The organism is Streptomyces sp. NPDC053673, assembly GCF_055585225.1.
The window spans coordinates 118,152-145,030 of record NZ_JBVJKN010000008.1; the positions used below are offsets into that span (position 1 = coordinate 118,152).

Here is a 26,879-nt window from a genome sequence, read left to right on the forward strand (position 1 = left end):
CAACGGCCGTCGGGACACCCTCGCCGGAACCGACGACCGTCGGGACGCCTCGCCGGAGCCAACGGGTCGGGGACACCCCCACCGGCACCAACGGCCGTAAGGCACCTCCGTCGGCCCACAAGGCCCCGTGAGGTTCGCAGGTCACGGTCAGGAACCATTTATCCGCCCCGGTGCACTGAGTCCGATTCGCCTCTGCGGCACTCTGCCCCCCTCGGGACCGAGAATCCCTGCTCGCACATGGGCGTGCAGCGTCGCGTAGGCGTCAATGACCTTCTTCACCGTGCGCACCACTGCCTGCGCCGACAGCCCGAAATCCGCCTTCAGCCCGGCATAGATCTCCTTCTGAAGGTCGTTGCGGGACTTCTTCGCCGAACGCCATGGCGTACACGGAGTGGGTGCTGCGGGCCATGCGGTCCACGGGGCTGACTCCCTTTCAGACAATTCACGCCCATCTCTCGCTCTTCGCCTATGTGCAGGGAGTGTCGATGGCGGCCGACCTGGAGACACAGGCCCGGCAGGACACCGGACTGTCGGGGGGCGACGAGTGGATGGCACGGAACGAGCCACAGCTCGAGGCGATCGCATCAGGTGGCGCGTACCCTCTGCTCACCACTCTGTTCGAACAGGACGACTTCGAGCTGGACCTCGAAACGCTCTTCGAATTCGGGCTGGCACGGCTGCTCGACGGCCTCGCGGTGATGATCGACGAAACGTCCGCTTAACGAACACGGCCTTTCATCCAACGGACACTTTCCGGCCAATCTGTTGACGCGCTCCTGACAGGAGCCCCTCACGCCTGCCACTCTTCCCCCGATCCACGCACCACATGCTCCGTCGCTCTGCCCGGGCGGCCCACCCAGCCGCCTGTAACCCCCCTCGCAGAAGGAGTTCGCGTGAGACCCACGCCCAGCCGTCGCGCGTCCGCGACCGGCGCTCTGCTCGCAGCCGCCGCCCTCCTGACCGTCGGCATCCAGTCCGGCTCCGCCGCCGCGGCCCCGGACGCCCCGGCGACCGCCCCGAAGCAGCAGGCCACCTCGGCGGCCGACCCCGGCGCACTGCCCGCGCAGCTCACCCCCGCCCAGCGGGCGGAGCTGATACGCGAGGCCAACGCCACCAAGGCGGCCACCGCGGCCGAACTCGGCCTCGGCTCCCAGGAGAAGCTCGTCGTCCGCGATGTCGTCCAGGACCGGGACGGCACCACGCACACGCGCTACGAGCGCACCTACGCGGGTCTGCCCGTCCTCGGTGGTGACCTGGTCGTCGCCGAGACGAAGGCCGGGCGGACCGAGTCGGTCACCAAGGCTTCCGCCGCCGCCCTCAAGAACGTCGACACCAGCGCCGACGTCGCCCCTGCAGCCGCCGAGCAGCAGGCCGTCGCCGCCGCGCGCTCCGACGGCTCGAAGAAGACCGCCGCCGACCGGGCCCCGCGCAAGGTGGTCTGGCTGGCCCAGGGCAAGCCGACCCTCGCGTACGAGACCGTCGTCGGCGGCGTCCAGCACGACGGCACCCCGAACGAGCTGCACGTCGTCACCGACGCCACCAGCGGCAAGAAGCTCTACGAGTGGCAGGCCATCGAGACGGGCACCGGCAACACGATGTACAGCGGCCAGGTCACGCTCGGCACGGCGCCGTCGTACACCCTGACCGACACGGGCCGCGGCAACCACAAGACGTACAACCTCAACCGCGGCACCTCCGGCACCGGGACGCTCTTCTCCGGCCCGGACGACACCTGGGGCGACGGCACCCCGCAGAACGCCGAGACGGCCGGCGCCGACGCGCACTACGGCGCCGCGCTCACCTGGGACTACTACAAGAACGTGCACGGCCGCAGCGGCATCCGCGGCGACGGCGTCGGCGCGTACTCCCGCGTCCACTACGGCAACGCGTACGTCAACGCCTTCTGGTCCGACAGCTGCTTCTGCATGACCTACGGCGACGGCTCCAACAACACCAAGCCGCTCACCTCGATCGACGTGGCCGCGCACGAGATGACGCACGGCGTCACCTCCAACACCGCGAAGCTGGTCTACAGCGGTGAGTCCGGCGGCCTCAACGAGGCGACGTCCGACATCTTCGCGGCGGCGGTCGAGTTCCACGCCAACAACGCGCAGGACAAGGGCGACTACCTCGTCGGCGAGAAGATCGACATCCGCGGCAACGGCACCCCGCTGCGCTACATGGACAAGCCGAGCAAGGACGGCGCGTCCAAGGACTCCTGGTACTCGGGCATCGGCGGCATCGACGTGCACTACTCGTCGGGCCCGGCGAACCACTGGTACTACCTGCTCTCCGAGGGCAGTGGCGCAAAGACCATCAACGGCGTGAACTACGACTCCCCGACCTCGGACGGTCTGCCGGTCGCCGGCATCGGCCGTGACAAGGCCTCGCTGATCTGGTACAAGGCGCTGACGACGAAGTTCAACTCGACCACGAACTACGCGGGCGCCCGCACCGGCACGCTCGCCGTCGCGAGCGAGCTGTACGGGGCCAGCAGCGCCGAGTACAAGGCGGTCGCCGACGCCTGGGCCGGAATCAACGTCGGCTCCCGGCCGGGCGGCGACACCGGTACGTCGTTCGAGAACACCACGGACGTCGCGATCCCGGACAACGGCGCCGCCGTCACGTCCCCGGTCACCGTCACCGGCCGCTCCGGCAACGCTCCTGCCGCCCTCAAGGTCGGCGTCGACATCGTCCACACCTGGCGCGGTGACCTGGTCATCGACCTGCTCGCCCCGGACGGCACGGCGTACCGGCTGAAGAACGCCAGCGGCAGCGACTCTGCGGACAACGTGGTCGAGACGTACACGGTGAACGCGTCGAGCGAGGTCGCGAACGGCGTGTGGAAGCTGAAGGTCCAGGATGTGGCAGCGCTGGACACCGGCTACATCAACAGCGTCAAGCTGACGTTCCCGTAGGCACGTCGGTGAGCGGACCGCCCGGGGGGACTCCGGTTCCCCCGGGCGGTTCCACGTATCGTGACGACATGATCAGAGTGCTGCTGGCCGACGACGAGGCGATGATCCGCGCGGGTGTGAAGGCCATCCTGGCCGCCGACCCCGGTATCGAGGTCGTCGCCGAGGCCGGTCACGGGCACGACGCCGTCGAACTCGCCCTGAAGCACCGGCCCGACGTGGCACTGCTCGACATCCGGATGCCTCGGCTGGACGGGCTGCAGGCCGCCGAGGAGCTGCGGCGCACCGTGCCGGAGACCGCGCTGGTGATGCTGACGACGTTCTCGGAGGACGAGTACATCGCGCGAGCGCTCGGCTCGGGAGTGAGCGGGTTCCTGCTCAAGTCCGGCGATCCGCGGGAGCTGATCGCGGGGATCCGGGCGGTGGCGGAGGGCGCGGCCTTCCTCTCCCCGGAGATCGCACGCCGCTTGATCGCCCATGTCGGCACGGGCCGGCTGTCGAAGGCCGCCGACGCCCGGGCCCGGCTGGAGCCGCTGACGCCCCGTGAGCGCGCGGTGGTCGCACTGGTCGGCTCCGGGTTGTCGAACGGGGAGATCGCCGGGCGGTTGCACATCGTCGAGGGCACGGTGAAGGCACATGTCAGTGCCGTGCTGGCGCGGCTGGGTCTGCGGAACCGGGTGCAGCTGGCGATCCTGGCGTACGAGGCGGGTCTGCTGGACGAGACGGACGACGAGGGCGAGAAGGACGCCCCGGCCGGCCGCTGACCACCCCCTACTTTCGTCGGAGGCCCGGGCCCCGGAGCGTCCGGCACAGTGGGGACATGCGCAGAGACCGGACCCGTGCCTACGTCGTCGACCTGGCCCTGTGGGGCCTGCTGAGCGTGCCGGTGCTGCTGAAGGGCGACCCGAACGACGGCGGTTCGTGGTGGTGGGTGGGCGCGGGTGTCGCGGTGCTCGGGGTGTGCGTCGCCGTGTGCCGGGCCTGGCCGCTGCTCGCGCTGGCGATCGTCGTGGCACTGAGTCTGGCGGCGTCGGTGGAGCTGTTCACGTCGTCGTACAGCCTCGCGCTGGTCGCGTTCGGCTATCTGACCGGGCGGCGCACCGAGCACACACGGTCCGCGCTGTGGACGTTCGGGGCCGTGGCGGCGGCCGGTCTCCTGCTGACGCTGCTCGTGGGGAGAACCCCGTGGGAGTGGTTCACGCTGCTCCTCACACTGGCGCTCGCGATCGTGGCGCCCTGGCTGTTCGGGCGGTACGTACGGCAGTACGCGCAGCTCGTCAGCGCCGGCTGGGAGCTGGCGGACCGCATGGAACGGGAACAGCGTGCGATCGCCGACCGGGAGCGCCTGCGCGAACGTTCCCGTATCGCCGGGGACATGCACGACTCACTGGGGCACGATCTGGCGCTGATCGCAGTACGGGCGGCGGCCCTGGAGGTGGACCGCGAGCTGGGTCCCGCCCAGCAGGCGGCCGCCGGTGAGCTCCGCCGGGCCGCGGCGGAGGCGACCGGGCGGCTGCGGGACATCATCGGCGTCCTGCGCACCGACGACGAGTCCGCGCGTATGGCTCCGGCCGGCGAGACGGCCGGGGACGTGGTGGAACGGGCGCGGGCCTCGGGGATGGCGGTGGAACTGACCGGGGAGGACCTGTCTGCCCGGGACGTGCCGGACATGGTGGGGCGGGCCGTGCACCGTGTCGTGCAGGAAGGGCTCACCAACGCCGCCAAGCACGCCCCGGGCGCGTCCGTGCGGGTGGTGCTGGGCCGGGACGGGCAGACCGTGGCGGTCTCGGTCGCCAACGGGCCCGGCAGGATCCCGAGGACAGGCCCTGGCCCCGAGCAGGCGTCGGAGAGCTCTGCCTCCGGCGGGACGGGGCTTGTCGGGCTCGATGAGCGCGTGCGGCTCGCGGGTGGGACCCTGCGGCACGGTCCGGCGGCGGACGGCGGCTTCACGGTGACGGCGTCCCTGCCGCTGAGCGGCGCCGGCGCACCTGTCCCGGCCGCCCCCGAGGCGCCCACGTCCGCCCGCGAACTGAGCCTCGCGCGACGGCGGGTGCGCCGCGGTCTCGCCCAGGCGATCTGGATCCCGGCGGCGCTGCTCGTCGCCCTGACGGTGCTGATGGGCGGCTTCGCCCTGTACACCCAGACCCAATCGTCCCTGAACCGCACCGACTACGACGCCCTGCGCATCGGCGACAGCCGCACCGACGTCACCGCACGGCTGCCCCCTTACGCGCTGGACGGCCGGCCCGACGGCTCGGAGCCCGAGCCGCCGGGGATGGACGAGTGCGTGTACTACCGGACGACCGACTCCGCCTTGCACCCGGTGTACCGGCTGTGCTTCGACGACGGCCGGCTCGCGGCGAAGGACGTGCTGGATCAGGAGGAGCGACGACGCTAGTGCCGCGACCGGCAATGTTTGCCCGTCAAGGAGCATCGTCCGGTGCGTGCCATCGCAAGGCGGCCGGAAGTCCTTGTAGCGGAGCTACCAGGGCTTTCGGCCAACGCAGCGAGGGTGCGTGCCGGACGACGCGACAGGGCGAAACTTGCCGGGAGGGGCACTGGTGCGGGAGGGGCACTGGGTCGTGACAGCGGTTGGACGCTCCCCAGGGCGCTTTCGCGCTGGGATTGCGACGGGCACCTGTTCGGGCGTCTCGGATGGTGCCGGCACTGACCCCGTGTTTCGCTGAGGACGCAGCACGACGCCGTCACAACGGAGGTCACGGAGATGCCGGAGTGCTACGCAGGTACCTACTACCCACATCTGCGTGAGGTGCTGGACTCCCGGTATGCCGGCTTCTCCGACGGTGAACTGGAAGAGGCCTTCGCAGAGGCGAGCGGTGAGAACATCACCCCCGCGGAGTACGAAGAGTTCTTCGACGGCCTCGGCAGTGCGCTGGCGAAGGTGGCCGAGCCCGCGGGCACGTTCGCCAAGGCCGTCGCTCCCGGCGCACTTCGGGGCGCCGCCGCCGGCAGTGCGCTGGGCCCGTTCGGCGCGCTGGGCGGGGCGCTGGTCGGTGCGGCCGGGTCGGCACTCCAGCGATACGGCGGCCACGATGCCCGTGGCATCGGCGGCGCGGTCGGCACAGCCGGTTCGCCGGCCGGGCCCGGCGGGTTGGCCTCGGGACTGCTGGGCCTGGCCGGAGGCCGCGGCGGCCCGGCTGCGGCCGCGCTGATGGCGTTGCTGCGGCGGCCGGAGACGGCCCGGGCGCTGACTGCCCTGAGCGAGGGCCGAACCCTTTTGATTCCCGTGGGCCGCCGGCAGGTGCCGGTGCCTGCCCACACGTTCGCCGGGCTGCTCGGCGCCCTGGCCCGAGAGGCCGAGGCGGAGTGGACGACCGACGCGGAGTCGGAGGAGGATCCGACGGCCGGTGACGAGCGGGCGGGACGGCTGCTGGGCCTGCTGGTGGGTGCGGAGCGGGACGAGGCGGAATCCGACGACGCCGCCACCGCGGCGTACGAGGAGTTCGGCGCGTACGGCGGGTTCGACGACGACGAAGGGCTCGACGACGAGGACTTCGACGACATCGATCTCGACGACGCCCTGATCGACGACGCCTTGACCGACGACGAGTGCTTCGCCGTCGACTTCGACGAACTGGTCGGTGTGCGATGACCAGTCAGCAGCAGGTGATCGAACTCCTGCAGCGGCACCTCCCTGGCGCGGCTGCAGACACGGACGGCCTGGCCGACCTGGCCGGATCCGACCAGCAGCTCGCCCAGTTGCTCAGCCGGCGCGAGGCGCAGCTGGAGCGCGACCTGGCCGAGGCCGAACAGGCCGAGCTACGGACCGAGGGAGAGGCGCGTCGGCTCTCCGAACCCCGCGAGCCCGCCGAGGACGTACGCCGTCGGCTCGCCGAGCTGGCCGCCCAGCTGGACGCGGCGCACGGTCTGCTCGACGACGTGGCCGCCGCGCTCGGCGCGTGCCCCGCGTGCTTCGGCGCGGACGGCACATGTTGGTGGTGCCGCGGGCGAGGCGTGCCCGGCTTCACCACCCCCGAGCCCGAACTCTTCGACCGGCTGGTCCGCCCGGCCGTCGTCATGCACGCCCGCATGCACCGGCGGGACCGTTCGACCGTCACCACCGACCCACCGTCGATGCGCGAAGGGACAACCCATGACTGAGTACGACGAAATCGGCACGCTGCTGGACGGCACGGAGTACGAGGACTTCGAGGAACGCACACCATACCGCCGCCAGACGGTGCGCACACCGAGCCGACGCAGCAGCTTCGCCGCGAGACATACGCCCGCGCCGGCCAGCCAGGGCCAGGTGCAGTCCACCGCCCGCAACCTGGACAGCAAGATCGAGACCCTGGCCGCCGCGGTCAAGTCGCTGGAGTCGCGGACCAACACGCTCGCCACCGACCAGGCCAAGCTCGCCACCACGCTCCGCAAGGAGTCCGGCGAGCAGAAGAAGGGCTCCGAGGTGATCCGGGCCGACCTGCAGCAGACGAAACTGCTCGCCCTGCTGCTGCCGATGTTCACTCAGGAGACGGTGGACGCCGACGCCGACGGCAGGCCGGTCAAGGTGGTCACCCAGTCGCAGAGCAAGATCGCCGACTTCCTGCCGTTCCTGCTGCTCATGCCGGGCCTGACCGGCGGCAACGAGTCGCACAAGAACGGGCTCGGCGGCGACATGGTCACCAACCTGGTCCTGCTGTCCATGCTGACCAAGAAGTGAGGCGGAGATGGCTGCGTTGACATTCGGCACCACTGCCGGCGCCGGTCCGGACGGCGGCGTGGGCGTGCCCGATGTGGTGGGCAAGACCCGCGCGGAGGCCGAGAAGAAGCTCAGGGACTTCGGGCTGACGCCGCGGGTGCGGGAGATCGTCGCAGAGGGCAAAGCGGGCGACGTCTTCAGCCACGAACCGCCCGTCGGGGGTGTCCGGCCGAAGGGCTCGGTGGTGACTCTGCACGTGATCACCACGCCGCCCACCCCGAGCCCCCTGCCCGATCTGGCAAAGAAGCTGGATGAACTGGCCAAAGCGGTCGCCAGGCTGGAGGACGAAGCCTCCGCGAAGGTGCGGTACGACGCCCTGGTCAAGAAGCTCGACCTGATCGCCGGCAAGGTGTCCGGCAAGACGCCGTGAGCGAAGGGGCCGCCCATGGATCCGGCGCTGCACGAGCTGTCCCGCCGCGGCGACCCCGATGACGAGGTCGGTGTCATCCTCCGGCTGCGCGACCCGGACCGGCCCCCGGCCACGGTGCGGGTCGTCAACACCTTCGGTGACATCGCCACCGTGCGGGTGCGCCGCCGGAACATCGCCGGTCTGTGGGCCGACCCGGCCGCGGTGAGCGTCAAGGCTCCGCGTCTGTACGCACCGGACGTCGAGCCGCCCTCGATCGACACCGAGGCGGCCGGGGGCGAGCCGTTCCTGGACCACGCACGACCGGACCTCGAAGAGACCGGCAGGGGCGTCGTCGTCGGCCTGGTCGACTGGGGCTTCGACTTCGCGCACCCCGACTTCCGCCGACCCGACGGCCGTACCAGGCTGTTGGCCCTGTGGGACCAGCGCTCGGCGGACCCGGCCAGCCCCGGCCCGGCCACACCCTACGGAGTAGGACGGCTGTTCACCTCCGCGCACATCGATGCCGCGCTCGCGCAGCCCGACCCGTACCGGGCGCTGGGCTACCACCCCGCTGACTTCGACTCCGGAACGGGCGCGCACGGCACCCACACGTTGAGCGTCGCCGCGGGCAACGGTCTGGCGGGCGGACCGCCGGGCCTGGCGCCCGAGGCGGACATTCTGGCGGTCAGTCTGAGCAGACAGCCCGGCAATGCGGTTGTTCCCCTGGGCAGTTCGGGTGATCTGCTGGACGCCTGCGCGATGATCTTCGACACCGCAGGGGACCGGTCCTGCGTGATCAATCTCAGTCTGGGCCGACAGGCCGGTGAACACACGGGACGGCTGCTGCTGGAGCAGGCCCTGGACCATCTGGTAAGTGAGGCGCCCGGCAGGGCCGTTGTCCAGTCCTGCGGCAACTACTTCGAGCGCCGCGCCCACGCCGCCTGGCAGTTGCGCCCGGGAGAAGAACGGACCTTCCGGGTCGCGGTGGACCCGGCCGACCTCACCTCCAACGAGGTCGACATCTGGTATCCGGGCCGCGACCGGCTGACCGTCGAGGTGGTCAGCGCCGACGGAGCGCACCGGGCCGTGGTGCCGCTCGGCGACAACGGGGTGATCGGCGTCAACGGGCGTGAGGTGGGCCGGATCTACCACCGGGCGCACGACCCCAACAACGGCGACCATCAGATCAGCCTGTTCCTCGACCCGGACCCCGCGGTCGACGGCTGGCACATCACGCTGCACGCCGACGACGTGGTGGACGGCCGGGTGCACGCCTGGATCGAGCGGGATGCCGGGTGCCGGCACTGCCAGACGCACTTCGACGACTCCGACGTGGACGCCACCACCACGCTCGGCACCATCGTCAACGGGCTTCGTACCATCGCGGTCGGTGCCTATGAGGCGCACCGCCCGGACCGGCCGCCGGGATTGTTCTCCTCGTCCGGTCCGACCCGGGACGGGCGCCAGAAACCCGATCTTGTCGCTCCTGGCGTGCGCGTGCTCGGCGCGCGATCACACCCCGGCGCAAGTGAGCGGGGACCGGCGTACGTCCGGATGTCCGGCACGAGCATGGCGGCGCCGGCGGTGACCGGCACGGTGGCACTGATGTTCCAGGCCGCCGGCCGACCGCTGCCCATCGAAGAGACCCGCCGGGCGCTCCTGGCGAGCTGCGACCCGCCGCTGCCGGGCGCCGACGCGCGTCGGCTGGGCAGCGGCTATCTGCGGGCGGACCGTGCGGTCGCCGCCGTGAGGCCCGGCGGCGAGGCGGGCGACCGGAGCAGCCTGCATACGTACGGCGAGGGCGACGCAGTCGCCGTGGACCGCCCCGGACCCGACGCGTGGGAGACACCTTCCGAGGCTTCGCTGACCGAATACGCTGACCCGTGCGCGCTGTCCAATCTGCGGGTGGCGGTGGTCGGCGGGGGTTTCGCGGGGCTGATGGCCGCCTGGTCACTGGCCTCAGGCGGGGCACAGGTCACCGTGTTCGAGGCCACCGAGCGACTGGGGGGCCGGGTGCGCACGGACCGGTCGCTCGTGCCGGGCAAGGTGGTCGAGGCGGGCGCCGAGTTGATCGGAGAGAACCATTGGGCGTGGATCGCCCTCGCCCGTGCCTTCAAACTGACGCTGACCAAGGTCACCACGAAGGACGAGTACAAGTCCAAGGGGCTCAAGGTCCGGTTGAGATTCGGTATGACCGACCTGACGGATGCCGAGCAGAAGCAGATCGAGTCCGACCTGAAACCGGTGCTTCGCAAGATCGGCGCGGAGGCGAGGGCGGTCGACGCGCTGCGTCCGTGGACCAGCAAGAACGCCGCCAAGCTGGACGCCATCTCGCTCGAGGACCGCCTGAACGACCCGGACATGTTCGGTCAGGCCTCCTCCCTGGCCCGGCACTACTTCGAGTTCATCACCGAGAACGACCAGTGCGTTGCACTGAACAAGCAGAGCTACCTCGGGTACCTGGCCGCGGTGAAGGCGCACTCGATGGCCGGCGACATGCTGGCCTACTGGAGCCGCACCGAAACCGACCGCTGCGAGGGCGGCAACGACCAGCTCGCCACCGCGCTCGCGCGCACCCTGAAGGACGTCCGGCTCAACAGCCCGGTGACCGCGGTCGAGGTGCAGAAGAGCAGCGTGCGGGTGACGTACACCTCCGGTGCCTCCACAGGGGCGGTCTCGACCGCTGATTTCGACTTCGCCATCCTTGCCGGCTCGCCGTTCGTCTGGCCGAAGGTCAGCGGTCCCACGCCTTTCGTCCCGGCCGACTACACCATCCAGCACGGCCCGGCGGTCAAGTTCCTCAGCGCCTTCGAAAGCGACTTCTGGACCGCGAAGGGACTGGCGCCGAGCGCGCTCTGGGACTGGTTGGGCAGCGTCTGGGAGGGCACCGACAATCAGACGAAACCGGCGAAGGGGTTCGACCTGTCCGTCTATTCAGGCGGATCGTTCGTCCTCAGCGCACCGCTCTACAAGACCCGTATGGAGATGCTCTACCCCGGCTACGCCACCCATCTGATGAAGTCGACACTGGTCGACTGGCCGAACGAGCCGTACGTCTGCACCGGTTATGCGGTGCCCGCCCCGGGCCAGGTCACCACGGTCGCGAAGAACCTGAGCAGCGCCTACCAGGGACGGTTGTTCTTCGCAGGCGAGCAGGCCTCGCCGGGGTTCTTCGGCTACATGGAGGGGGCACTGCAGTCCGGCGTGCTTGCCGCCTTCCGCGTGGCCGCCGCGTGGCGGGCGGCATGCGGGCGGTCAGCCGTCACGCCGGAGGCGGTGGAGCAACTGGCCCGGTGGATCGGCGGGGAAGCGGCGCAGAGCGAGGCGGACATGCTTCGTCCCGGTGGCCCGCAGGACCTGTGGGCGTCGGCCCCGCGGGCGGCAACCACCGATGCGTACGAGGCGGAGGTGCCGGTGCCGCCGCCCGCTCCGCCGGCGATCGACCCGGCGTACGGCACGACGAGTTCCGTGATCGACCCGGCGTACGGCACGACGAGTTCCGTGCAGGGGCGGCCCGACGCGATTCACGCCGTCGAGCAGTCCTCCGGAATCGTCGCCCCGCCTCCGCCGCGGCGTCCGTCGTTCGTGGCTCCCGCCCCGCCGAGCCCGGCGCTCGCCGGACCTCCGGTCCTGCGGACGTGCTGCATGCTGTCGCCCGGCTTCCTCACCGGCGCGAGCGCCGCCGGAGGGCACGGCTCCGGCAAGCCGGGCATCGTCTACACCGGCAGAGCCGGGTTCATCGACCTGGCCCACCTGTGGGACGTCTGCGACGGCACGGCATTCGCCTATCAGGAGATCCACCGGGCGAGCGGCACGGCCGGCGCAAAGATCCGTACCGCAGAGGGCGAGGCCACGCTGACCAGCGCGGTGCCGCCGGCGGAGTGGCTGGAGACGGCCCGGTCGATCGCCTTCGACGACGCATTGGGACACGAGATCGCCACGTACCCCATGGGTGCGGGATCTTGCGGCCCCACCATTCCCGGTCTGCACAATTCGTCGTTCTCGCCCGAGGATCTGTGCTCCAACTTCCTCGGCACGGTGGTCGCCCAACGCGCGATCGCCGCCGGCGGGGCCTTCGTCCCGGAGGCCGAGCGTCAGCTGACCGCACTGCTCGCCTCGCTGAACGCGCAGTCGGCCGCCGGAACACGGGCGGCCTTTGCCCTGATCGCGCGTCGGTGGGTCGATCTGACGCTCGGCATCACGAATTCGTGCTACCTCAAGCGGCGGAACTTCACCTCGGTGCCGTTCAGGACCGGTCACAGGAGCGACGCACCCACGCCCCGGTGGGTGGTCAAGCCGTTCGCGTTCACCGCCACGTACGACTACAAGCACGTCACGGGCTTCCGCCGGGCGGACTTCGGCACCCACATCGCCAGGATCAAGGCGGCGGCGCGGGCACAGTACGGCCCCGACTTCGCGTCCCCGTAGCGACCGGGCCCGCGCCTGCCCGTGTCAGTTCGGGTTCTGCGCGTGCGTCAGTGTCTCCCACGCCACGTAGTGGTTCTCGGTGCCCTGCGGCCGGTGGGACTCCGTGTACTGCTTGGTGTTGCTCATGGCGATGCCCATACGGGTGTTCAGCGCGTTGTAGCCGACCTCCGTCACGGGCCCGAGGCCCAGCTTCAGACTGCCGCCGCACAGCGACGACGGCACGGACGCGCCGTTCTCGTACTTCGTGTGGAAGCCGAGCATGTGCCGCAGCCGGTCCTTGATCTGGGGGTAGATGTCCTGGCCCTGGATGCGGCTGGTCTCCGCGACATGGGAGATGGACGCGACGCCGTAGCCGGTGTGGCCGAAGTCGCGGCAGGTCTCCTGGGCGAGCCCGTCCGAGAAGGCCGACTGGCCGTGCCAGTAGTCGATGAGCTCCGCGGTGGTGTCGATGGAGCTGCGCGGCGGGTACTTCGGCTGTGAGCCGTCGCTCGCCAGATAGACGTAGGCGGGGACGCGGCCGTTGTAGATGGACATCGCCTTGTCGTAGCTCGCACTGTCCTCCAGGTGGATGGCGATGCCCTGCGCCGCCTCCATCATGATGAGTTCCCAGTTGCCGTTGCTGTTCGGCTTCCCGTTGATGACCTCCGGGAGGTAGACGTCGCGCAGCATGGTCGCGAAGCGTCCCGCGTTGGGCCAGCTGCCGGTGTAGGTGTACTTGATGATCTCGGCGGCCCGGGGCCAGACCGAGCCGGCCCAGCCGGACTGGAGCGGGGCATTGCTGTTGGTGTGGTCCTTGATGACTCCGGACCAGGCGTCCATCAGCTCGATGGCCTTCTTCGCGTGGCGGTCGTCGCGTGTGATGTACCAGGCGAGGGCCTGGCTGTACGCGGCGATCGCGTCCTCGCGCTCGTCGGAGCAGCCGTAGTTCGGGTTGGAGTACGAGCCGCATTCGACGACCGCGCGCGGCTTGGGGGTGCGGGAGAGCGAGCCGTACTTGCTGCCGAGCATCTGGTCGTACGCGGCCTTCCAGGGCTGCGCGCCGGCCTGCACCTTTCCGCGGACGAAGTCGAGCTGGGGCTTGCTGACGAGCACGCCGGGGTGGGTGAACCGAGCAGGTGCGGCGGCCCGTACGGGGGCGGGTGCGGCAGCCGCTTCGGGCCCTGCGGCGGCGGTGGGGGCCATGAGGAGGGCGGCGGAGAGGGTGAGGCCGAAGCCCAGGAGCGCGACGCCGGTTCTCTTGCGCATGACGGAAGCCTTCCGTTCATCCACATAAACAGTGGGCGGGGGTATGAACGTGACACTGGCCGTGGAACCTAGAGCCATTCCGTGTACACGTCAATCCCCGCCCACCGGGCGCCGGTGTCAGCGCATCAGCACTCCCGCCCCTTCACCCGTCGCCTCCGTAGGCAGCACGACCAGCCCCAGATCGGCGCCGGAGGCGAGCAGCCGATGGGCGGGCAGCACACGTACGGTGTAGCCGAACGGACCGGTGCGGTCGAGCGCGAGCGGGCCCTCGTACACCCTGCGGCCCGCCGCGTCGGGGCCGCCGCCCACCGGTTTCAGCGGGAAGGTCTGGGCGTCGGCGATCGCGTCGTCGGAGTCGACCCGGCCCGCCACCGCCTGCACCTCCACGTCCTCCGGCTGGAGTTCGCCGAGGGCGACGCACACACGCAGGGCGAGCGTGGAGCCCAGCTCCGCCGTGCCCAGGGCCGTACCCGCCTCGACATGGCCGACCGAGACACCGGGCCAGGCCGCGCGCACCCGGGACTTCCACGCCGCCAGCTCCGTGGCGGCGTCCGCGTCCAGGGCGAGGGATCGGTGGGCGCGGGCGGCGGGTGCGTACAGCCGGTCCACGTACTCGCGCACCATGCGGTCCGCCAGGACCTTCGGGCCGAGCGTGGTGAGCGTGTGGCGGACCATCTCGATCCAGCGGCCTGGCAGTCCGTCACCGTCCCGGTCGTAGAAGAGCGGTGCGATGCGCTCCTCGATCAGCCCGTACAGGGCGGCGGCCTCCAGGTCGTCGCGGCGTTCGTCGTCGTGGGCGGCACTGCCGTCGGCGGTGGGGACGGCCCAGCCGAAGTCGGGTTCGTACCACTCGTCCCACCAGCCGTCGAGCACCGAGAGGTTGAGGCAGCCGTTGAGGGCGGCCTTCATTCCGCTCGTGCCGCACGCCTCCAGCGGCCGCAGCGGGTTGTTGAGCCAGACGTCGCAGCCCGGGTAGAGCTTCCGCGCCATCGCCATGCCGTAGTCCGGCAGGAAGACGATCCGATGGCGCACCCGCGGGTCGTCCGCGAACCGCACCAGTTCCTGGATCAGCCGCTTGCCGCCGTCGTCCGCCGGATGGGCCTTGCCCGCGACGACGATCTGCACCGGCCGGGTCGGGTGCAGCAGCAGCTCCATCAGCCGGTCGCGGTCGCGCAGCATCAACGTGAGCCGCTTGTACGCGGGGACGCGGCGGGCGAAGCCGATGGTGAGGACGTCGGGGTCCAGCACCCCGTCGATCCAGCCCAGCTCCGTGGTCCCCGCGCCGCGCTGGCGCCAGGACGCGTACAGCCGTCGGCGTACTTCCCCCACGAGCTGTTCGCGCAGCACCCGGCGCAGCTCCCAGAGATCGGCGCCCGGCGTGTGGACGACGGTGTCCCCGAGACTCAGCACCTCGGGCGCCACCCACGTCGGGGCGTGCACACCGTTGGTGATGGAGGTGATGGGCACCTCCGACGGGTCGAAGCCCGGCCACAGGCCGGCGAACATGCCGCGGCTGACGGCACCGTGCAGCGTCGAGACCCCGTTGGCGCGCTGGGCGAGCCGCAGCCCCATCACCGCCATGTTGAACAGGTTGGGCTCGCCGCCCGGGTAGCTCTCCATACCGAGCCGCAGCACCCGCCCGGGGTCGACTCCCGGCAGCTCGCCGTCGTCGCCGAAGTGGCGGGCCACCAGTTCGCGGTCGAAGCGGTCGATCCCCGCCGGAACGGGCGTGTGCGTGGTGAACACCGTCCCCGCCCTGACAGCTTCGAGCGCGGCGTCGAAGTCCAGGCCGTACGGCATGAGCTCACGGATCCGTTCGAGACCCTGGAATCCGGCATGGCCCTCGTTGGTGTGGAAGATCTCGGGCTCGGGATGGCCACTGATCCGGCAGTACGTTCGAACCGCACGCACCCCGCCGATGCCGAGCAGCATCTCCTGCAACAGCCGGTGCTCGCTGCCCCCGCCGTACAGCCGGTCGGTGACGTCCCGCTCCCCCGGCGCGTTCTCCTCGACGTCCGAGTCGAGCAGCAACAGCGGTACGCGGCCGACCTGGGCGTGCCAGACGCGGGCGCGCAACGACCGGCCGCCGGGCAGGGCGAGGGCGATCACGGCGGGGGTGCCGTCGGGTTCCCGGAGCAGGGTCAGCGGCAGCTCGTCGGGGTCGAGGACCGGATAGTGCTCCTGCTGCCAGCCGTCGCGGGAGAGGGACTGGCGGAAGTATCCGTGCCGGTAGAGGAGCCCGACACCGATCAGGGGGACGCCGAGGTCGCTGGCGGCCTTGAGGTGGTCACCGGCGAGTATCCCGAGGCCGCCCGAGTACTGCGGCAGCGCGGCGGTGATCCCGAATTCGGGTGAGAAGTAGGCGACGGCGGCGGGCAGCGGTTCCCCGTCGCCGGACTGTTCCTGGTACCAGCGGCGCCCGCCCAGGTAGTCGTCGAGATCGCGGGCGGTTTCCGAGACCCGGAACAGGAAGTCCGGGTCGGTGGCGAGTGCCGCGAGCCGGCTGGCGGACACGGAGCCGAGCAGCCGCACCGGGTCGCCGCCCGCCGCCTGCCACCCGGCGGGGTCGACGGCGCGGAACAGCTCCCGGGTCTGCGGATGCCAGGACCAGCGCAGATTGCGGGCCAGGTCGCTGAGCGGAGCGAGGGGTTCGGGGAGGACGGGGCGGACGGTGAATCGACGAATGGCCTTCACAGGTCCCACCTTCGAAGCGGAGGTTCATCCGGGGACGCACAACGGTGTGCGCCCGCCCAACCCTTCGACCGTAGTGGCGTCGCCCCGTCCCCAACCACGGCGCGAGGAGGGCGCATCGGACCGTGCCTCCTTCGGCCGATACCCGGTCGCGTCGCCCGCACCGATGAACAGCTTCGGCCGCCCCGCAATTTTGCCTCGCCGCCTACGCCCCAGTAGTGCTGCACCCCCCGGGGAACGACCCCCGAACCCCCGGCAAAGACGCATCCGTCCGCCCCGCAATCTTGCCTCGCCGCCTACGCCCCAATAGTGCTGCACCCCCCGGGGGACGACCCCCGGACCCCCGGCAAAGACACTTCCGTCCGCCCCGCAATCTTGCCTCGCCGCCTACGCCCCAGTAGTTAACGAACCACCGGATTGCGGACCCGAAGTGCGTGGGAAGGCTCCCCCGGTACGCACCGGAGCGCGCTCGCGACCCTTCCATTCGAGTGAACGCGGACAGGAGCGGCCATGCCCGCAGCCCGCCAGTCGTCGACGGAGCAGTTACAAAGAACACCCACACCCCGCGAAGCGGACTCGCCCGCTCGCCCCGCCATGCCCGCACAGCCCCCAGGTGATGCCGTGAACCCGCTGATTGGCCGCATTCCCGTCCTGGACGTACGCCCGCTCGTCGACTGCGGCAGAAGGCCCGCGAAAGCCGTGGCCGGCGAGACCTTCCAGATCAGCGCGACGGTTTTCCGCGAAGGCCATGACGCGGTCGCCGCCAATGTCGTCCTGTGCGACCCCGGCGGTCGACAGGGCCCCTGGACGCCGATGCGTGAACTCGCGCCCGGCACCGACCGCTGGGGCGCCGACGTGACCCCGGACGCCGAGGGGCAGTGGACCTACTTCGTCGAGGCCTGGAGCGACCCGGTGGCGACCTGGCGCCACCACGCCGGGATCAAGATCCCGGCCGGGATCGACACCGCGCCGATGCTCGCCGAGGGTGCCGAGCTGTACGAGCGCGCCGCCGCGGGCGTACCGAAGAAGGACGGCCGGGAGGCGGTGCTCTCCGCGGCGGACGCGCTGCGCGACGAGAGCCGTTCCGCCGAGGCGCGGCTGGCCGCGGCGCTCGCCCCGGCGGCGGTGGCCGCGCTCGCCCGTCATCCGCTGCGCGAACTGGTCACCGCCTCACCCGCGTTGCCGCTCCAGGTGGAGCGCACCCGCGCGCTGTTCGGCTCCTGGTACGAGTTCTTCCCGCGCTCCGAGGGCGCCACGGTCAAGCGCGGCAAGCCGGTCTCCGGGACCTTCAGGACCGCGGCGCAGCGGCTGTCCGCCATTGCCGCGATGGGCTTCGACGTGGTCTACCTGCCGCCGATCCACCCCATCGGCACCACCTTCCGCAAGGGTCCCAACAACTCGCTCAAGGCGGGCCGGCACGACGTCGGCGTGCCCTGGGCGATCGGTTCGCCCGAGGGCGGCCACGACGCGGTCCACCCCGACCTCGGCACCCTGGAGGACTTCGACGAGTTCGTCCGCTGCGCCCGCGATCTGCGGATGGAGGTCGCCCTCGACTTCGCGCTGCAGTGCTCCCCGGACCACCCGTGGGTGGAGAAGCACCCCGAGTGGTTCCGCCATCGCGCCGACGGCACCATCGCCTACGCCGAGAACCCGCCGAAGAAATACCAGGACATCTATCCGATCGCCTTCGACCAGGACATGAAGGGGCTGGTCAAGGAGGCCCTGCGGGTGCTGCGCCACTGGATGAAGCACGGTGTGCGGATCTTCCGCGTCGACAATCCGCACACCAAACCGGTGGTCTTCTGGGAGAAGGTCATCGGCGAGATCAACCGCACCGACCCCGACGTGATCTTCCTGGCCGAGGCCTTCACCCGCCCCGCGATGATGCACACGCTCGCCGCGGTCGGCTTCCAGCAGTCGTACACGTACTTCACCTGGCGCAACACCAAGCAGGAGCTGACCGAGTATCTGACCGAGCTGTCCGGCGAGGCCGCCGCGTACATGCGGCCCAACCTGTTCGTGAACACCCCGGACATCCTGCACGCCTGTCTCCAGGACGGCGGGCGCCCGGCCTTCGAGGCGCGTGCGGTGCTCGCCGCGACGCTCTCCCCCGCCTGGGGCATGTACGCCGGGTACGAGTTGTGCGAGAACACCCCGCTGCGGCCGGGCAGCGAGGAGTACCTGGACTCCGAGAAGTACCAACTGCGGCCTCGGGACTGGGAGTCGGCGGAGCGGGAGGGGCGCAGCATCGCCCCCCTGATCACCGCGCTCAACCGGGTGCGCCGCCGCCATCCGGCCCTGCAGCAGTTGCGGAATCTCCACTTCCACCACGCCGACAACGACGCGGTCATCGTCTACAGCAAGCGATCCGGTTCGAACATCGTTCTGGTGGTCGTCAATCTCGACCCCCACCACACCCAGGAGGCGACGGTCTCGTTTGACATGCCGGAGCTCGGCCTCGACTGGCACGAGACCGTACCGGTGCGCGACGAGCTCACCGGCGAGACCTATCACTGGGGCAGGGCTGCCTATGTGCGCCTCGAGCCGGGCGTCACGCCTGCGCACGTCGTGGTCCTGCGACCGTCCCCGCCGATCGGAGGGTCACCCACATCATGATCGTCAACGAGCCCGTCCACGACACCTTCGAGGACACACCCGCCAAGGACCGTGATCCCGACTGGTTCAAGCGCGCCGTCTTCTACGAAGTGCTCGTACGGTCCTTCCAGGACAGCAACGGCGACGGAGTCGGCGACCTCAAGGGCATCACCGCCAAACTCGACTATCTCCAGTGGCTGGGCGTCGACTGTCTGTGGCTGCCGCCGTTCTTCAAGTCCCCGCTGCGCGACGGCGGTTATGACGTCGCGGACTACACGTCCGTACTGCCCGAGTTCGGCGACCTCGCCGATTTCGTCGAGTTCGTCGATGCCGCCCACCAGCGCGGCATGCGGGTGATCATCGACTTCGTCATGAACCACACCAGCGACCAGCACCCGTGGTTCCAGGAGTCCCGCAAGGATCCGAAGGGACCTTACGGGGACTACTACGTCTGGGCCGACAACGACAAGCAGTACCAGGACGCGCGGATCATCTTCGTCGACACGGAGACCTCGAACTGGACCTTCGACCCGGTCCGCAAGCAGTACTACTGGCACCGCTTCTTCTCGCACCAGCCGGATCTCAACTACGAGAACCCGGCGGTACAGGAGGAGATCGTCTCCGCGCTGCGCTTCTGGCTGGACCTCGGTATCGACGGCTTCCGGCTGGACGCCGTGCCCTACCTCTACCAGGAGGAGGGCACCAACTGCGAAAACCTGCCGGCGACCCACGAATTCCTCAAGCGGGTCCGCAAGGAGATCGACGCCCACTACCCCGACACGGTGCTGCTGGCCGAGGCCAATCAGTGGCCCGAGGACGTCGTGGACTACTTCGGCGACTTCCCGGCGGGCGGCGACGAATGCCATATGGCGTTCCACTTCCCGGTGATGCCGCGCATCTTCATGGCCGTACGGCGGGAATCCCGCTACCCGGTCTCCGAAATCCTGGCCAAGACCCCGGAGATCCCGGAGAACTGTCAGTGGGGCATCTTCCTGCGCAACCACGACGAGCTGACCCTCGAAATGGTCACCGACGAGGAGCGCGACTACATGTACGCGGAGTACGCCAAGGATCCGCGGATGCGCGCCAACATCGGCATCCGGCGGCGGCTCGCGCCGCTGCTCGACAACGACCGCAACCAGATCGAGCTGTTCACGGCGCTGCTGCTGTCGTTGCCCGGCTCGCCGATCCTGTACTACGGCGACGAGATCGGGATGGGCGACAACATCTGGCTGGGGGACCGGGACGCGGTGCGCACCCCGATGCAGTGGACTCCCGACCGCAACGCCGGGTTCTCGTCGTGCGATCCCGGCCGGCTGTACCTGCCGACCATCATGGATCCGGTCTACGGCTACCAGGTCACCAACGTCGAGGCGTCGATGGCCTCTCCGTCGTCGCTGCTGCACTGGACCCGGCGGATGATCGAGATCCGCAAGCAGAACCGGGCGTTCGGGCTGGGCTCTTACACCGAACTGCCGTCGTCCAATCCCGCGGTGCTGGCGTTCCTGCGCGAGGCCCCCTCGTCGGAGGACGGAATGGACGATCTGGTCCTGTGCGTGAACAACTTCTCGCGGTTCGCGCAGCCGACGGAGCTGGATCTGCGGAGCTTCAACGGCCGTCATCCGGTGGAGCTGATCGGCGGGGTGCGGTTCCCGGCGATCGGTGAGTGGCCGTATCTGCTGACGCTGGCGGGGCACGGCTTCTACTGGTTTCGACTGCGCAAGGAAGCCGTACCGAAGGACGCCGTACCGAAGGCCGCCTCGCCCAAGGACGCCGTACCGAACGCCGTCGTGGCGCAGAGCATCGCGCCGCAGGAGTCCGTGCCGCGGTCCACGCCCATGGGTGCGTGATTCCGGCACATGCCATGTCGCGTGCGGGGCGGTTGTCACCGGTCCGCACGGGGCACGCTCCCCCTCATATCGAGTCCGTACGGACCATCCTCACCCGACACGTCCCGCACAGCCGGACAGCTATTGCCGCAATCCGGGACACTCTTCGCATCCTGTGGTGTGCCCGGGGAAAGGACGCGATGCCATGTCGGAGGCTGCATCCACCCGGACCCCCGTCGCCCTGCTTCCTTCGCTCTCACCACTGCTGCGCGAATGGCTGCCCCGGCAGCGGTGGTTCGCGGGCAAAGGACGCCCGGTCGCCGACTTCTCCCTGGTCTCGGCGGCCGAGCTGCTGCCGGTCGACTCGGCCGGTCCCGGTCTGCTGCACATGCTCGTCCGCGTCCAGCAGCCGGGTCCGGCCTCCGGGAAGAGCTCCGGCGGGAAGGCCATGAACGGGAAGACGGCGGGTGCCAAGTCCGCGACCGGAAGGCGGGACGCCGCGCACGGCGGGGACTGCTACCAGCTGCTGCTCGGTGTGCGGGCCGCACTGCCGCCGTATCTCGCTCCGGCGATGATCGGCCGCGTACCGGACGGCCCGCTGGCCGGCCGGACCGTCTACGAAGGCCTGCACGATCCGCGGCTCGCCGCGCTGCTGCTGGAGCGGCTGCGCACCCCCGGCCGGTTCGGCCCGCTCCGCTTCGACCGTGCGGTGCCCGTGCTCGGCGGACTGCCGGCCCGCGTGCTGGACGCCGAGCAGTCCAACTCCTCGCTCGTGTACGGGAATTCCTACATCCTGAAGATCTTCCGCCGGGTGTATCCGGGCATCAACCCCGATCTGGAGCTGCCGCTCGCGCTCGCCCGGGCGGGCTGTGACCGGGTGCCCGCGCCCGTCGCCTGGTTCGAGTCGGACATGCCCGAGCCCTGCACACTCGGGGTCCTCCAGCCGTATCTGCGGGGCTCGCAGGACGGCTGGCAGCTGGCGCTGAAGGCGCTCGCCGCCGGACGTGACTTCACCGCCGAGGCGCAGGCACTGGGCCGGGCCACCGCCGAGGTGCACACCGCGCTCGCGGGCGCGCTGCCGACCGTGACCCTCGGCCGTCCGCAGACAGAGCACCTCGCGACCGCCATGAACGAGCGGCTGGACGCCGCCGTGCGGGCCGTGCCCGCCCTGCTGCCGTACGTACGCGGGCTGCGCGCCGCCTTCGACGCGATCGCCGGAGCGGCCTTCGCCGGGGACGGGCGCGCGCAGCGCATCCACGGCGATCTGCATCTCGGCCAGACCCTGCGCACCCCCGACGGAGGCTGGTCGGTCATCGACTTCGAGGGCGAGCCGGCCCGGCCGCTCGACGAGCGCCGCCGGGTACAGCCGCCCGTCCGTGACATCGCGGGGATACTGCGCTCCTTCGACTACGCGGCCCGCTCGCACCGCCCCTGGAACCCCGCGTGGGCGGCACGCTGCCGGGCGGCCTACTGCGAGGGGTACGCCGAGGCCTCGGGCACCGATCCGCGGACCGAGCCGGAGCTGCTGCGCGCCTACGAGACCGACAAGGCGGTCTACGAGGTCGTGTACGAGGCCCGGCACCGGCCGGACTGGCTGCCGGTCCCGATGTCGGCGATCAAGCGGCTTTCCGGTGCGGGCGGCTGACGCCCCGGACCCCCTACTGCCCATGCCCCCCCAACACGCCAAGGAGGCCGCCCCCGTGACCCCCCGCAAGCCAGCCGCCCAGCCCCCCGCCCGCCATGGCGTACGCCCCGCGAAGCCGCTCTCCGACTCCGACCGGGAACGGCTGCTCAGCGGCTCGCACCACGATCCGCACTCGCTGCTCGGGGCGCATGTGGAGCGCGTCGGGGTGGTGTTCCGTGTGCTGCGCCCGTACGCAGAGTCGGTGACCGTGCTGGCCAAGGGGCTGCGCGCGGAGCTGCACGAGGAAGGCGACGGCTTCTTCTCGTGCGTGCTGCCGCTGCGCAAGGTGCCCGAGTACTCGCTGCAGGTGGTGTACGAGGACGCCACCATCGAGTTCGCGGACCCGTACCGGTTCCTCCCCGCGCTCGGCGAGCTCGATCTGCATCTGATCGGCGAGGGCAGGCACGAGGAGCTGTGGCAGGCCCTCGGCGCGCAGCCCATGACGCATCAGGGCGTCACCGGAACCCGCTTCACGGTCTGGGCGCCCAATGCGCTCGGGGTCAGGGTCATCGGCGACTTCAACTACTGGGACGGCACGGCCTACCCGCTGCGGTCGCTCGGCTCGTCCGGGGTGTGGGAGCTGTTCGTTCCCGGCGTCGGCGAGGGCGCGCTCTACAAGTTCGAGCTCACCCGCCCCGACGGCTCGCACACGGTGCGCGCCGACCCGATGGCCCGGCGCACCGAGGCGCCGCCCGCCAACGCGTCCATCGTCGAGGAGTCCCACCATGTGTGGCGGGACGAGGAGTGGATGGCACACCGCGGCGACCTGCCGGTGCACGAGGCTCCGTTCTCGGTCTACGAGGTGCACCTTCCCTCCTGGCGCCCTGGACTGACGTACCGCCAGTTGGCTGCCCAACTCCCCTCGTACGTGAAGGAGCTGGGCTTCACCCACATCGAGCTGATGCCGGTCGCCGAGCATCCTTTCGGCGGCTCGTGGGGCTATCAGGTCACGGGCTTCTACGCGCCGACCGCCCGGATGGGCACTCCGGACGACTTCCGGTTCCTGATCGACGCGCTGCACCGGGCCGGTATCGGGGTCATCGTCGACTGGGTCCCGGCCCACTTCCCGAAGGACGACTGGGCGCTCGCGGAGTTCGACGGCCGTCCGCTGTACGAGCACTCGGATCCGGCCCGGGCGGCGCACCCGGACTGGGGCACGCTGGAGTTCGACTACGGCCGCAAGGAGGTCCGCAACTTCCTGGTCGCCAACGCCGTGTACTGGTGCGAGGAGTTCCATGTCGACGGGCTGCGGGTGGACGCGGTCGCCTCGATGCTCTACCTCGACTACTCGCGCGAGCACGGCGATTGGACCCCCAACGAGCACGGCGGCCGGGAGAACCTGGACGCCGTCGCGTTCCTGCAGGAGATGAACGCCACCGTCTACCGCCGCTGCCCCGGCGTGGTCACGATCGCCGAGGAGTCCACCGCCTGGGACGGGGTGACCCGGGCCACCCACCATGTCGGGCCCGGCGGCTTCGGCGGGCTCGGCTTCGGGCTGAAGTGGAACATGGGCTGGATGCACGACTCCCTCGGCTACGTCGAGCACGAGCCGGTGCACCGCAAGTTCCACCACAACGAGATGACCTTCTCGATGGTGTACGCGTACAGCGAGAACTACGTGCTGCCGATCTCGCACGACGAGGTCGTGCACGGCAAGCGGGCGCTGGTGTCGAAGATGCCCGGCGACTGGTGGCAGCAGCGCGCCAACCACCGGGCGTATCTCGGCTTCATGTGGGCACACCCGGGCAAGCAGCTGCTGTTCATGGGGCAGGAGTTCGCCCAGGGCGCCGAGTGGTCGGAGGGCCACGGCCCGGACTGGTGGCTGCTCGACCCATCGTACGCGGCGGAGCCGGACCACCGGGGCGTACGGGACCTCGTGCGTGAGCTGAACGCGGTGTACGGGGCGACACCGGCGCTGTGGCAGCAGGACACCGTCCCCGAGGGCTTCGCCTGGGTCGACGGCGGAGCCGCCGAGGACAATGTCTTCGCCTTCCTGCGTTTCGACGCGGACGGTGCGCCGCTGCTCGCAGTGTCGAACTTCTCACCGGTCGTCCGCCACGAGTACCGGCTGGGCGTGCCGTCGTCCGTGTCCGCCTGGGCGGAGGCGCTCAACACGGACGCGGCACGGTACGGCGGCAGTGACGTCCTCAACCCGGATCCGGTGAAGCCGGAGTCCGTCGCCGCCCACGGTCACCGCACGAGCGTCCAGCTCACTCTGCCGCCACTGGCGACGGTGTGGCTGAAGCCGGTGTGATGATCCCCAGCCGCTGGGTGGCCCGGGTCAGCGCCACATAGAGATCGTTGGCCGTCATCAGCGCGGGTGCGACGACGAGAACCGTGTCGAACTCCAGGCCCTTGGCCTGGCGCGGGTCGAGCAGGACGACGGGCCGGTGCAGGTCCAGCGGCCCGTCGTCGAGTCCGGCGAGTTCCGCGTGGAGTTCGCGCGGGGCGATGACGGCGAGCCTGCCCTCCGCCGGGGTCTCGGCCTCGGCGAGCCGGGCCACCTCGGCGAGCGGCAGGGTGCGCTCCCAGGGCCGTGCTCCGGTGGAGCGGATGGAGCGCGGGGGTTCGAAGGCGGGATCGGTGGCCCGGCGCCGCTCGGCCGCGTACTCCATGATCTCGGCGGGCGTACGGTAGTTGACCCCGAGCCGGGCCAGCTGCCAGCGGTCCTGGACGTACGGCGCGAGGATCTCCTGCCAGGAGTCGCACCCGGCCAGGTCGCCGGTCTGGGCCGGGTCGCCGACCAGGGTCATCGAGCGGGTCGGGCTGCGGCGCATCAGCAGCCGCCAGGCCATGGCCGACAGCTCCTGCGCCTCGTCGACGATGATGTGCCCGAACGCCCAGGTCCGGTCAGCGGCGGCACGCTCGGCGGCGCTGCGGTGGTCGGCCTCCTCCTGACGCTCGGCGAACCGTTCGGCGTCGATGATGTCGTGCGCCGCGAGGACCTCGGAGGCGTCCTCGTCGATGTCCTCCTTGTCCTCGAACTCGTAGGTGCGGGAGGCGTACGAAACGTCGAGGACGCCCTGCGCGTAGGCGATCTGACGGGCCCGCTCGGCCTCGGCGGCGGCCTGGGCGGCGGAGTCGTCCTCGCCGAGGAGCTCGGCGGCCTCGTCGAGGAGGGGCACGTCGGCAGGTGTCCAGGCGGCTCTCTTCGTACGCCGGATCAGCTCGGCGTCGTCCTCGGCCAGATGCGTGGGCTCCTCCAGATAGCCGGCGAGGAACTCCTGCGGGGTGAGCGGCGGCCACAGGGTGGTGATGGCGGCGTGCACCTCCGCGCTGGCGGCGATGCCCTTGCCGAGCTGGGCGATGTCGTCGGGGCCGAGGAAGTTCGGGCCGCCGTAGGGGTCGGCGCCGATGCGGTCGGCGAGCTGCGTGGTGAGATCGTCGATGATCCGGAAGGCGAAGGTGGGCAGGGCGAGATTGTGCGGCAGCCCGGTCTCGCGGGCCTTGTGGCGCGCCTCGACCGCCATGCCCCAGTCGAGAACCAGCTCCCCGTCGTCGTGCGCGATGACGATCGGCTCGTCCTTCTCGGGCACCTGCTGCCGGTCCCGTACTGCCTCGGCCAGCACGCCGGCCATGTCCGCCCGGCCCTTGACGGCGGCGGCCGCGGGGCTGTCGGTGCCGGTGGCGTGCACGCCGGGGAACAGTTCGCCGACCGTCGACAGCAGCACGCCGGTCTCACCGAGCGAGGGCAGCACCTCGCCGATGTAGCCGAGGAAGGCCGGGTTGGGGCCGACGATCAGCACGGCCCGCTTGGCGAGCTGCTCCCGGTGCGCGTACAGCAGATACGCGGCCCGGTGCAGCGCGACCGCGGTCTTCCCGGTGCCCGGCCCGCCCTCGACGACGAGCACCCCGCGCTGCGGGGCGCGGATGATGTGGTCCTGCTCGGCCTGGATGGTCGAGACGATGTCGCCCATCCGGCCCGTGCGGGCACTGTTCAGCGCGGCGAGCAGGACCTCGTCGGCGTCGTGCGACTCGTATCCGGTGCGGGTGGGGTCGGCGAGATCCATGATCTCGTCGTGCAGCGCGGTGACCGTGCACCCCTGCGTGGTGATGTGCCTCCTGCGGCGCAGCCCCATCGGTTCATACCCGGTCGCGAGATAGAACGGCCGCGCGACCGGAGCCCGCCAGTCGATCAGCAGCGGAGTCCGCTCGGCGTCGTCCCGCCGGATTCCGGTGCGCCCGATGTGGTACGTGATTCCGTCGCGCCTGTCGATACGTCCGAAGCAGAGCCCGGAGTCGGCAGCATTCAGCGCAGCGAGCGAGGCAGAGTGCTCGGCCACGCCGATATCGCGCTCCACACGCGCCTGACGATCGGTGCTGACCTGCGCAATCGTGGCGCGCACGGCAGCCTCGGCCTCGGCCCGGAGCTGGTCGAGCCGCTCGTGGGCGAGGGAGACGAATTGTTGTTCCTGCCGCATTT

At 70.5% G+C, this 26,879-nt stretch carries 16 protein-coding genes; 13 read left to right on the forward strand and 3 right to left on the reverse strand.

Features of this window, described 5'->3' with window-relative positions:
- Positions 1-377 precede the first annotated feature (377 nt).
- From ACZ6ZQ_RS14505 to ACZ6ZQ_RS14545, 9 genes are all read left to right on the forward strand, one after another.
- The gene (locus ACZ6ZQ_RS14505; RefSeq protein ID WP_469768867.1) at positions 378-722 is read left to right on the forward strand and encodes a TetR/AcrR family transcriptional regulator C-terminal domain-containing protein; all 345 of its coding nucleotides are present in this window, start codon (positions 378-380) and stop codon (positions 720-722) included.
- A gap of 171 nt (positions 723-893) precedes the next feature.
- A complete protein-coding gene (locus tag ACZ6ZQ_RS14510) occupies positions 894-2,918 on the forward strand; it encodes a M4 family metallopeptidase (protein WP_469768868.1) in 2,025 nt (674 codons plus the stop codon).
- A 68-nt stretch (positions 2,919-2,986) separates the two neighbouring features.
- Positions 2,987-3,679 (forward strand): response regulator, encoded by a 693-nt coding sequence (locus ACZ6ZQ_RS14515; protein WP_469768869.1) that lies wholly within the window; start codon positions 2,987-2,989, stop codon positions 3,677-3,679.
- Positions 3,680-3,735: 56 nt separating this feature from the next.
- Complete coding sequence (locus ACZ6ZQ_RS14520; RefSeq protein ID WP_469768870.1) at positions 3,736-5,313, forward strand: sensor histidine kinase; 1,578 nt, start codon at positions 3,736-3,738, stop codon at positions 5,311-5,313.
- 327 nt (positions 5,314-5,640) lie between these two features.
- On the forward strand, positions 5,641-6,528 hold the full coding sequence (locus ACZ6ZQ_RS14525; protein WP_469768871.1) for a hypothetical protein: 888 nt from the start codon (positions 5,641-5,643) through the stop codon (positions 6,526-6,528).
- Positions 6,525-7,037, forward strand: a complete 513-nt coding sequence (locus ACZ6ZQ_RS14530) for a hypothetical protein (RefSeq protein ID WP_469768872.1) — start codon at positions 6,525-6,527, stop codon at positions 7,035-7,037. The genes ACZ6ZQ_RS14525 and ACZ6ZQ_RS14530 overlap by 4 nt, the downstream gene beginning before the upstream one ends.
- On the forward strand, positions 7,030-7,596 hold the full coding sequence (locus ACZ6ZQ_RS14535) for a hypothetical protein (protein ID WP_469768873.1): 567 nt from the start codon (positions 7,030-7,032) through the stop codon (positions 7,594-7,596). The genes ACZ6ZQ_RS14530 and ACZ6ZQ_RS14535 overlap by 8 nt, the downstream gene beginning before the upstream one ends.
- A 7-nt stretch (positions 7,597-7,603) precedes the next feature.
- Positions 7,604-8,005 (forward strand): PASTA domain-containing protein, encoded by a 402-nt coding sequence (locus ACZ6ZQ_RS14540; protein ID WP_469768874.1) that lies wholly within the window; start codon positions 7,604-7,606, stop codon positions 8,003-8,005.
- Positions 8,006-8,020: 15 nt separating this feature from the next.
- Positions 8,021-12,412 (forward strand): FAD-dependent oxidoreductase, encoded by a 4,392-nt coding sequence (locus ACZ6ZQ_RS14545; RefSeq protein WP_469768875.1) that lies wholly within the window; start codon positions 8,021-8,023, stop codon positions 12,410-12,412.
- 24 nt (positions 12,413-12,436) lie between these two features.
- Here the strand turns inward: ACZ6ZQ_RS14545 and ACZ6ZQ_RS14550 are convergent, their stop codons facing one another.
- Together ACZ6ZQ_RS14550 and glgP are read right to left on the reverse strand one after the other, a co-directional pair.
- Positions 12,437-13,657 carry an alginate lyase family protein gene (locus ACZ6ZQ_RS14550; RefSeq protein ID WP_469768876.1) on the reverse strand — a complete coding sequence of 407 codons (1,221 nt, stop codon included), beginning with the start codon at positions 13,655-13,657 and terminating at the stop codon, positions 12,437-12,439.
- Between the two features lie 117 nt (positions 13,658-13,774).
- Positions 13,775-16,351, reverse strand: a complete 2,577-nt coding sequence (gene glgP, locus ACZ6ZQ_RS14555) for an alpha-glucan family phosphorylase (RefSeq protein WP_469768877.1) — start codon at positions 16,349-16,351, stop codon at positions 13,775-13,777.
- Positions 16,352-16,978: 627 nt separating this feature from the next.
- Between glgP and ACZ6ZQ_RS14560 the strand changes: the two genes are divergently transcribed.
- The 4 genes from ACZ6ZQ_RS14560 to glgB all read left to right on the forward strand — a co-directional run bounded on the left by ACZ6ZQ_RS14560 (position 16,979) and on the right by glgB (position 24,710).
- Complete coding sequence (locus tag ACZ6ZQ_RS14560) at positions 16,979-18,964, forward strand: alpha-1,4-glucan--maltose-1-phosphate maltosyltransferase (RefSeq protein ID WP_469768989.1); 1,986 nt, start codon at positions 16,979-16,981, stop codon at positions 18,962-18,964.
- Complete coding sequence (gene treS, locus ACZ6ZQ_RS14565) at positions 18,961-20,793, forward strand: maltose alpha-D-glucosyltransferase (protein WP_469768878.1); 1,833 nt, start codon at positions 18,961-18,963, stop codon at positions 20,791-20,793. The genes ACZ6ZQ_RS14560 and treS overlap by 4 nt, the downstream gene beginning before the upstream one ends.
- A gap of 184 nt (positions 20,794-20,977) precedes the next feature.
- A complete protein-coding gene (locus ACZ6ZQ_RS14570; protein WP_469768879.1) occupies positions 20,978-22,417 on the forward strand; it encodes a maltokinase N-terminal cap-like domain-containing protein in 1,440 nt (479 codons plus the stop codon).
- 22 nt (positions 22,418-22,439) lie between these two features.
- Entirely contained in the window at positions 22,440-24,710 is a 2,271-nt protein-coding gene (gene glgB / locus ACZ6ZQ_RS14575; protein ID WP_469768880.1) for a 1,4-alpha-glucan branching enzyme, read from the forward strand.
- Here glgB and ACZ6ZQ_RS14580 read toward each other — a convergent pair.
- A complete protein-coding gene (locus ACZ6ZQ_RS14580; protein ID WP_469768990.1) occupies positions 24,667-26,877 on the reverse strand; it encodes a HelD family protein in 2,211 nt (736 codons plus the stop codon). The genes glgB and ACZ6ZQ_RS14580 overlap by 44 nt on opposite strands.
- Positions 26,878-26,879 lie beyond the last annotated feature (2 nt).

What these genes read in the sequence shown, in the direction of transcription:
- ACZ6ZQ_RS14505 (WP_469768867.1), top strand. Translation starts at nt 378, where the DNA reads ATGGCGTACACGGAGTGGGTGCTGCGGGCCATGCGGTCCACGGGGCTG.
- ACZ6ZQ_RS14515 (WP_469768869.1), top strand. Translation starts at nt 2,987, where the DNA reads ATGATCAGAGTGCTGCTGGCCGACGACGAGGCGATGATCCGCGCGGGT.
- ACZ6ZQ_RS14520 (WP_469768870.1), top strand. Translation starts at nt 3,736, where the DNA reads ATGCGCAGAGACCGGACCCGTGCCTACGTCGTCGACCTGGCCCTGTGG.
- ACZ6ZQ_RS14525 (WP_469768871.1), top strand. Translation starts at nt 5,641, where the DNA reads ATGCCGGAGTGCTACGCAGGTACCTACTACCCACATCTGCGTGAGGTG.
- ACZ6ZQ_RS14530 (WP_469768872.1), top strand. Translation starts at nt 6,525, where the DNA reads ATGACCAGTCAGCAGCAGGTGATCGAACTCCTGCAGCGGCACCTCCCT.
- ACZ6ZQ_RS14535 (WP_469768873.1), top strand. Translation starts at nt 7,030, where the DNA reads ATGACTGAGTACGACGAAATCGGCACGCTGCTGGACGGCACGGAGTAC.
- ACZ6ZQ_RS14540 (WP_469768874.1), top strand. Translation starts at nt 7,604, where the DNA reads ATGGCTGCGTTGACATTCGGCACCACTGCCGGCGCCGGTCCGGACGGC.
- ACZ6ZQ_RS14545 (WP_469768875.1), top strand. Translation starts at nt 8,021, where the DNA reads ATGGATCCGGCGCTGCACGAGCTGTCCCGCCGCGGCGACCCCGATGAC.
- ACZ6ZQ_RS14550 (WP_469768876.1), bottom strand. Translation starts at nt 13,657, where the DNA reads ATGCGCAAGAGAACCGGCGTCGCGCTCCTGGGCTTCGGCCTCACCCTC.
- treS (WP_469768878.1), top strand. Translation starts at nt 18,961, where the DNA reads ATGATCGTCAACGAGCCCGTCCACGACACCTTCGAGGACACACCCGCC.
- ACZ6ZQ_RS14570 (WP_469768879.1), top strand. Translation starts at nt 20,978, where the DNA reads ATGTCGGAGGCTGCATCCACCCGGACCCCCGTCGCCCTGCTTCCTTCG.
- glgB (WP_469768880.1), top strand. Translation starts at nt 22,440, where the DNA reads ATGCCCCCCCAACACGCCAAGGAGGCCGCCCCCGTGACCCCCCGCAAG.
- ACZ6ZQ_RS14580 (WP_469768990.1), bottom strand. Translation starts at nt 26,877, where the DNA reads ATGCGGCAGGAACAACAATTCGTCTCCCTCGCCCACGAGCGGCTCGAC.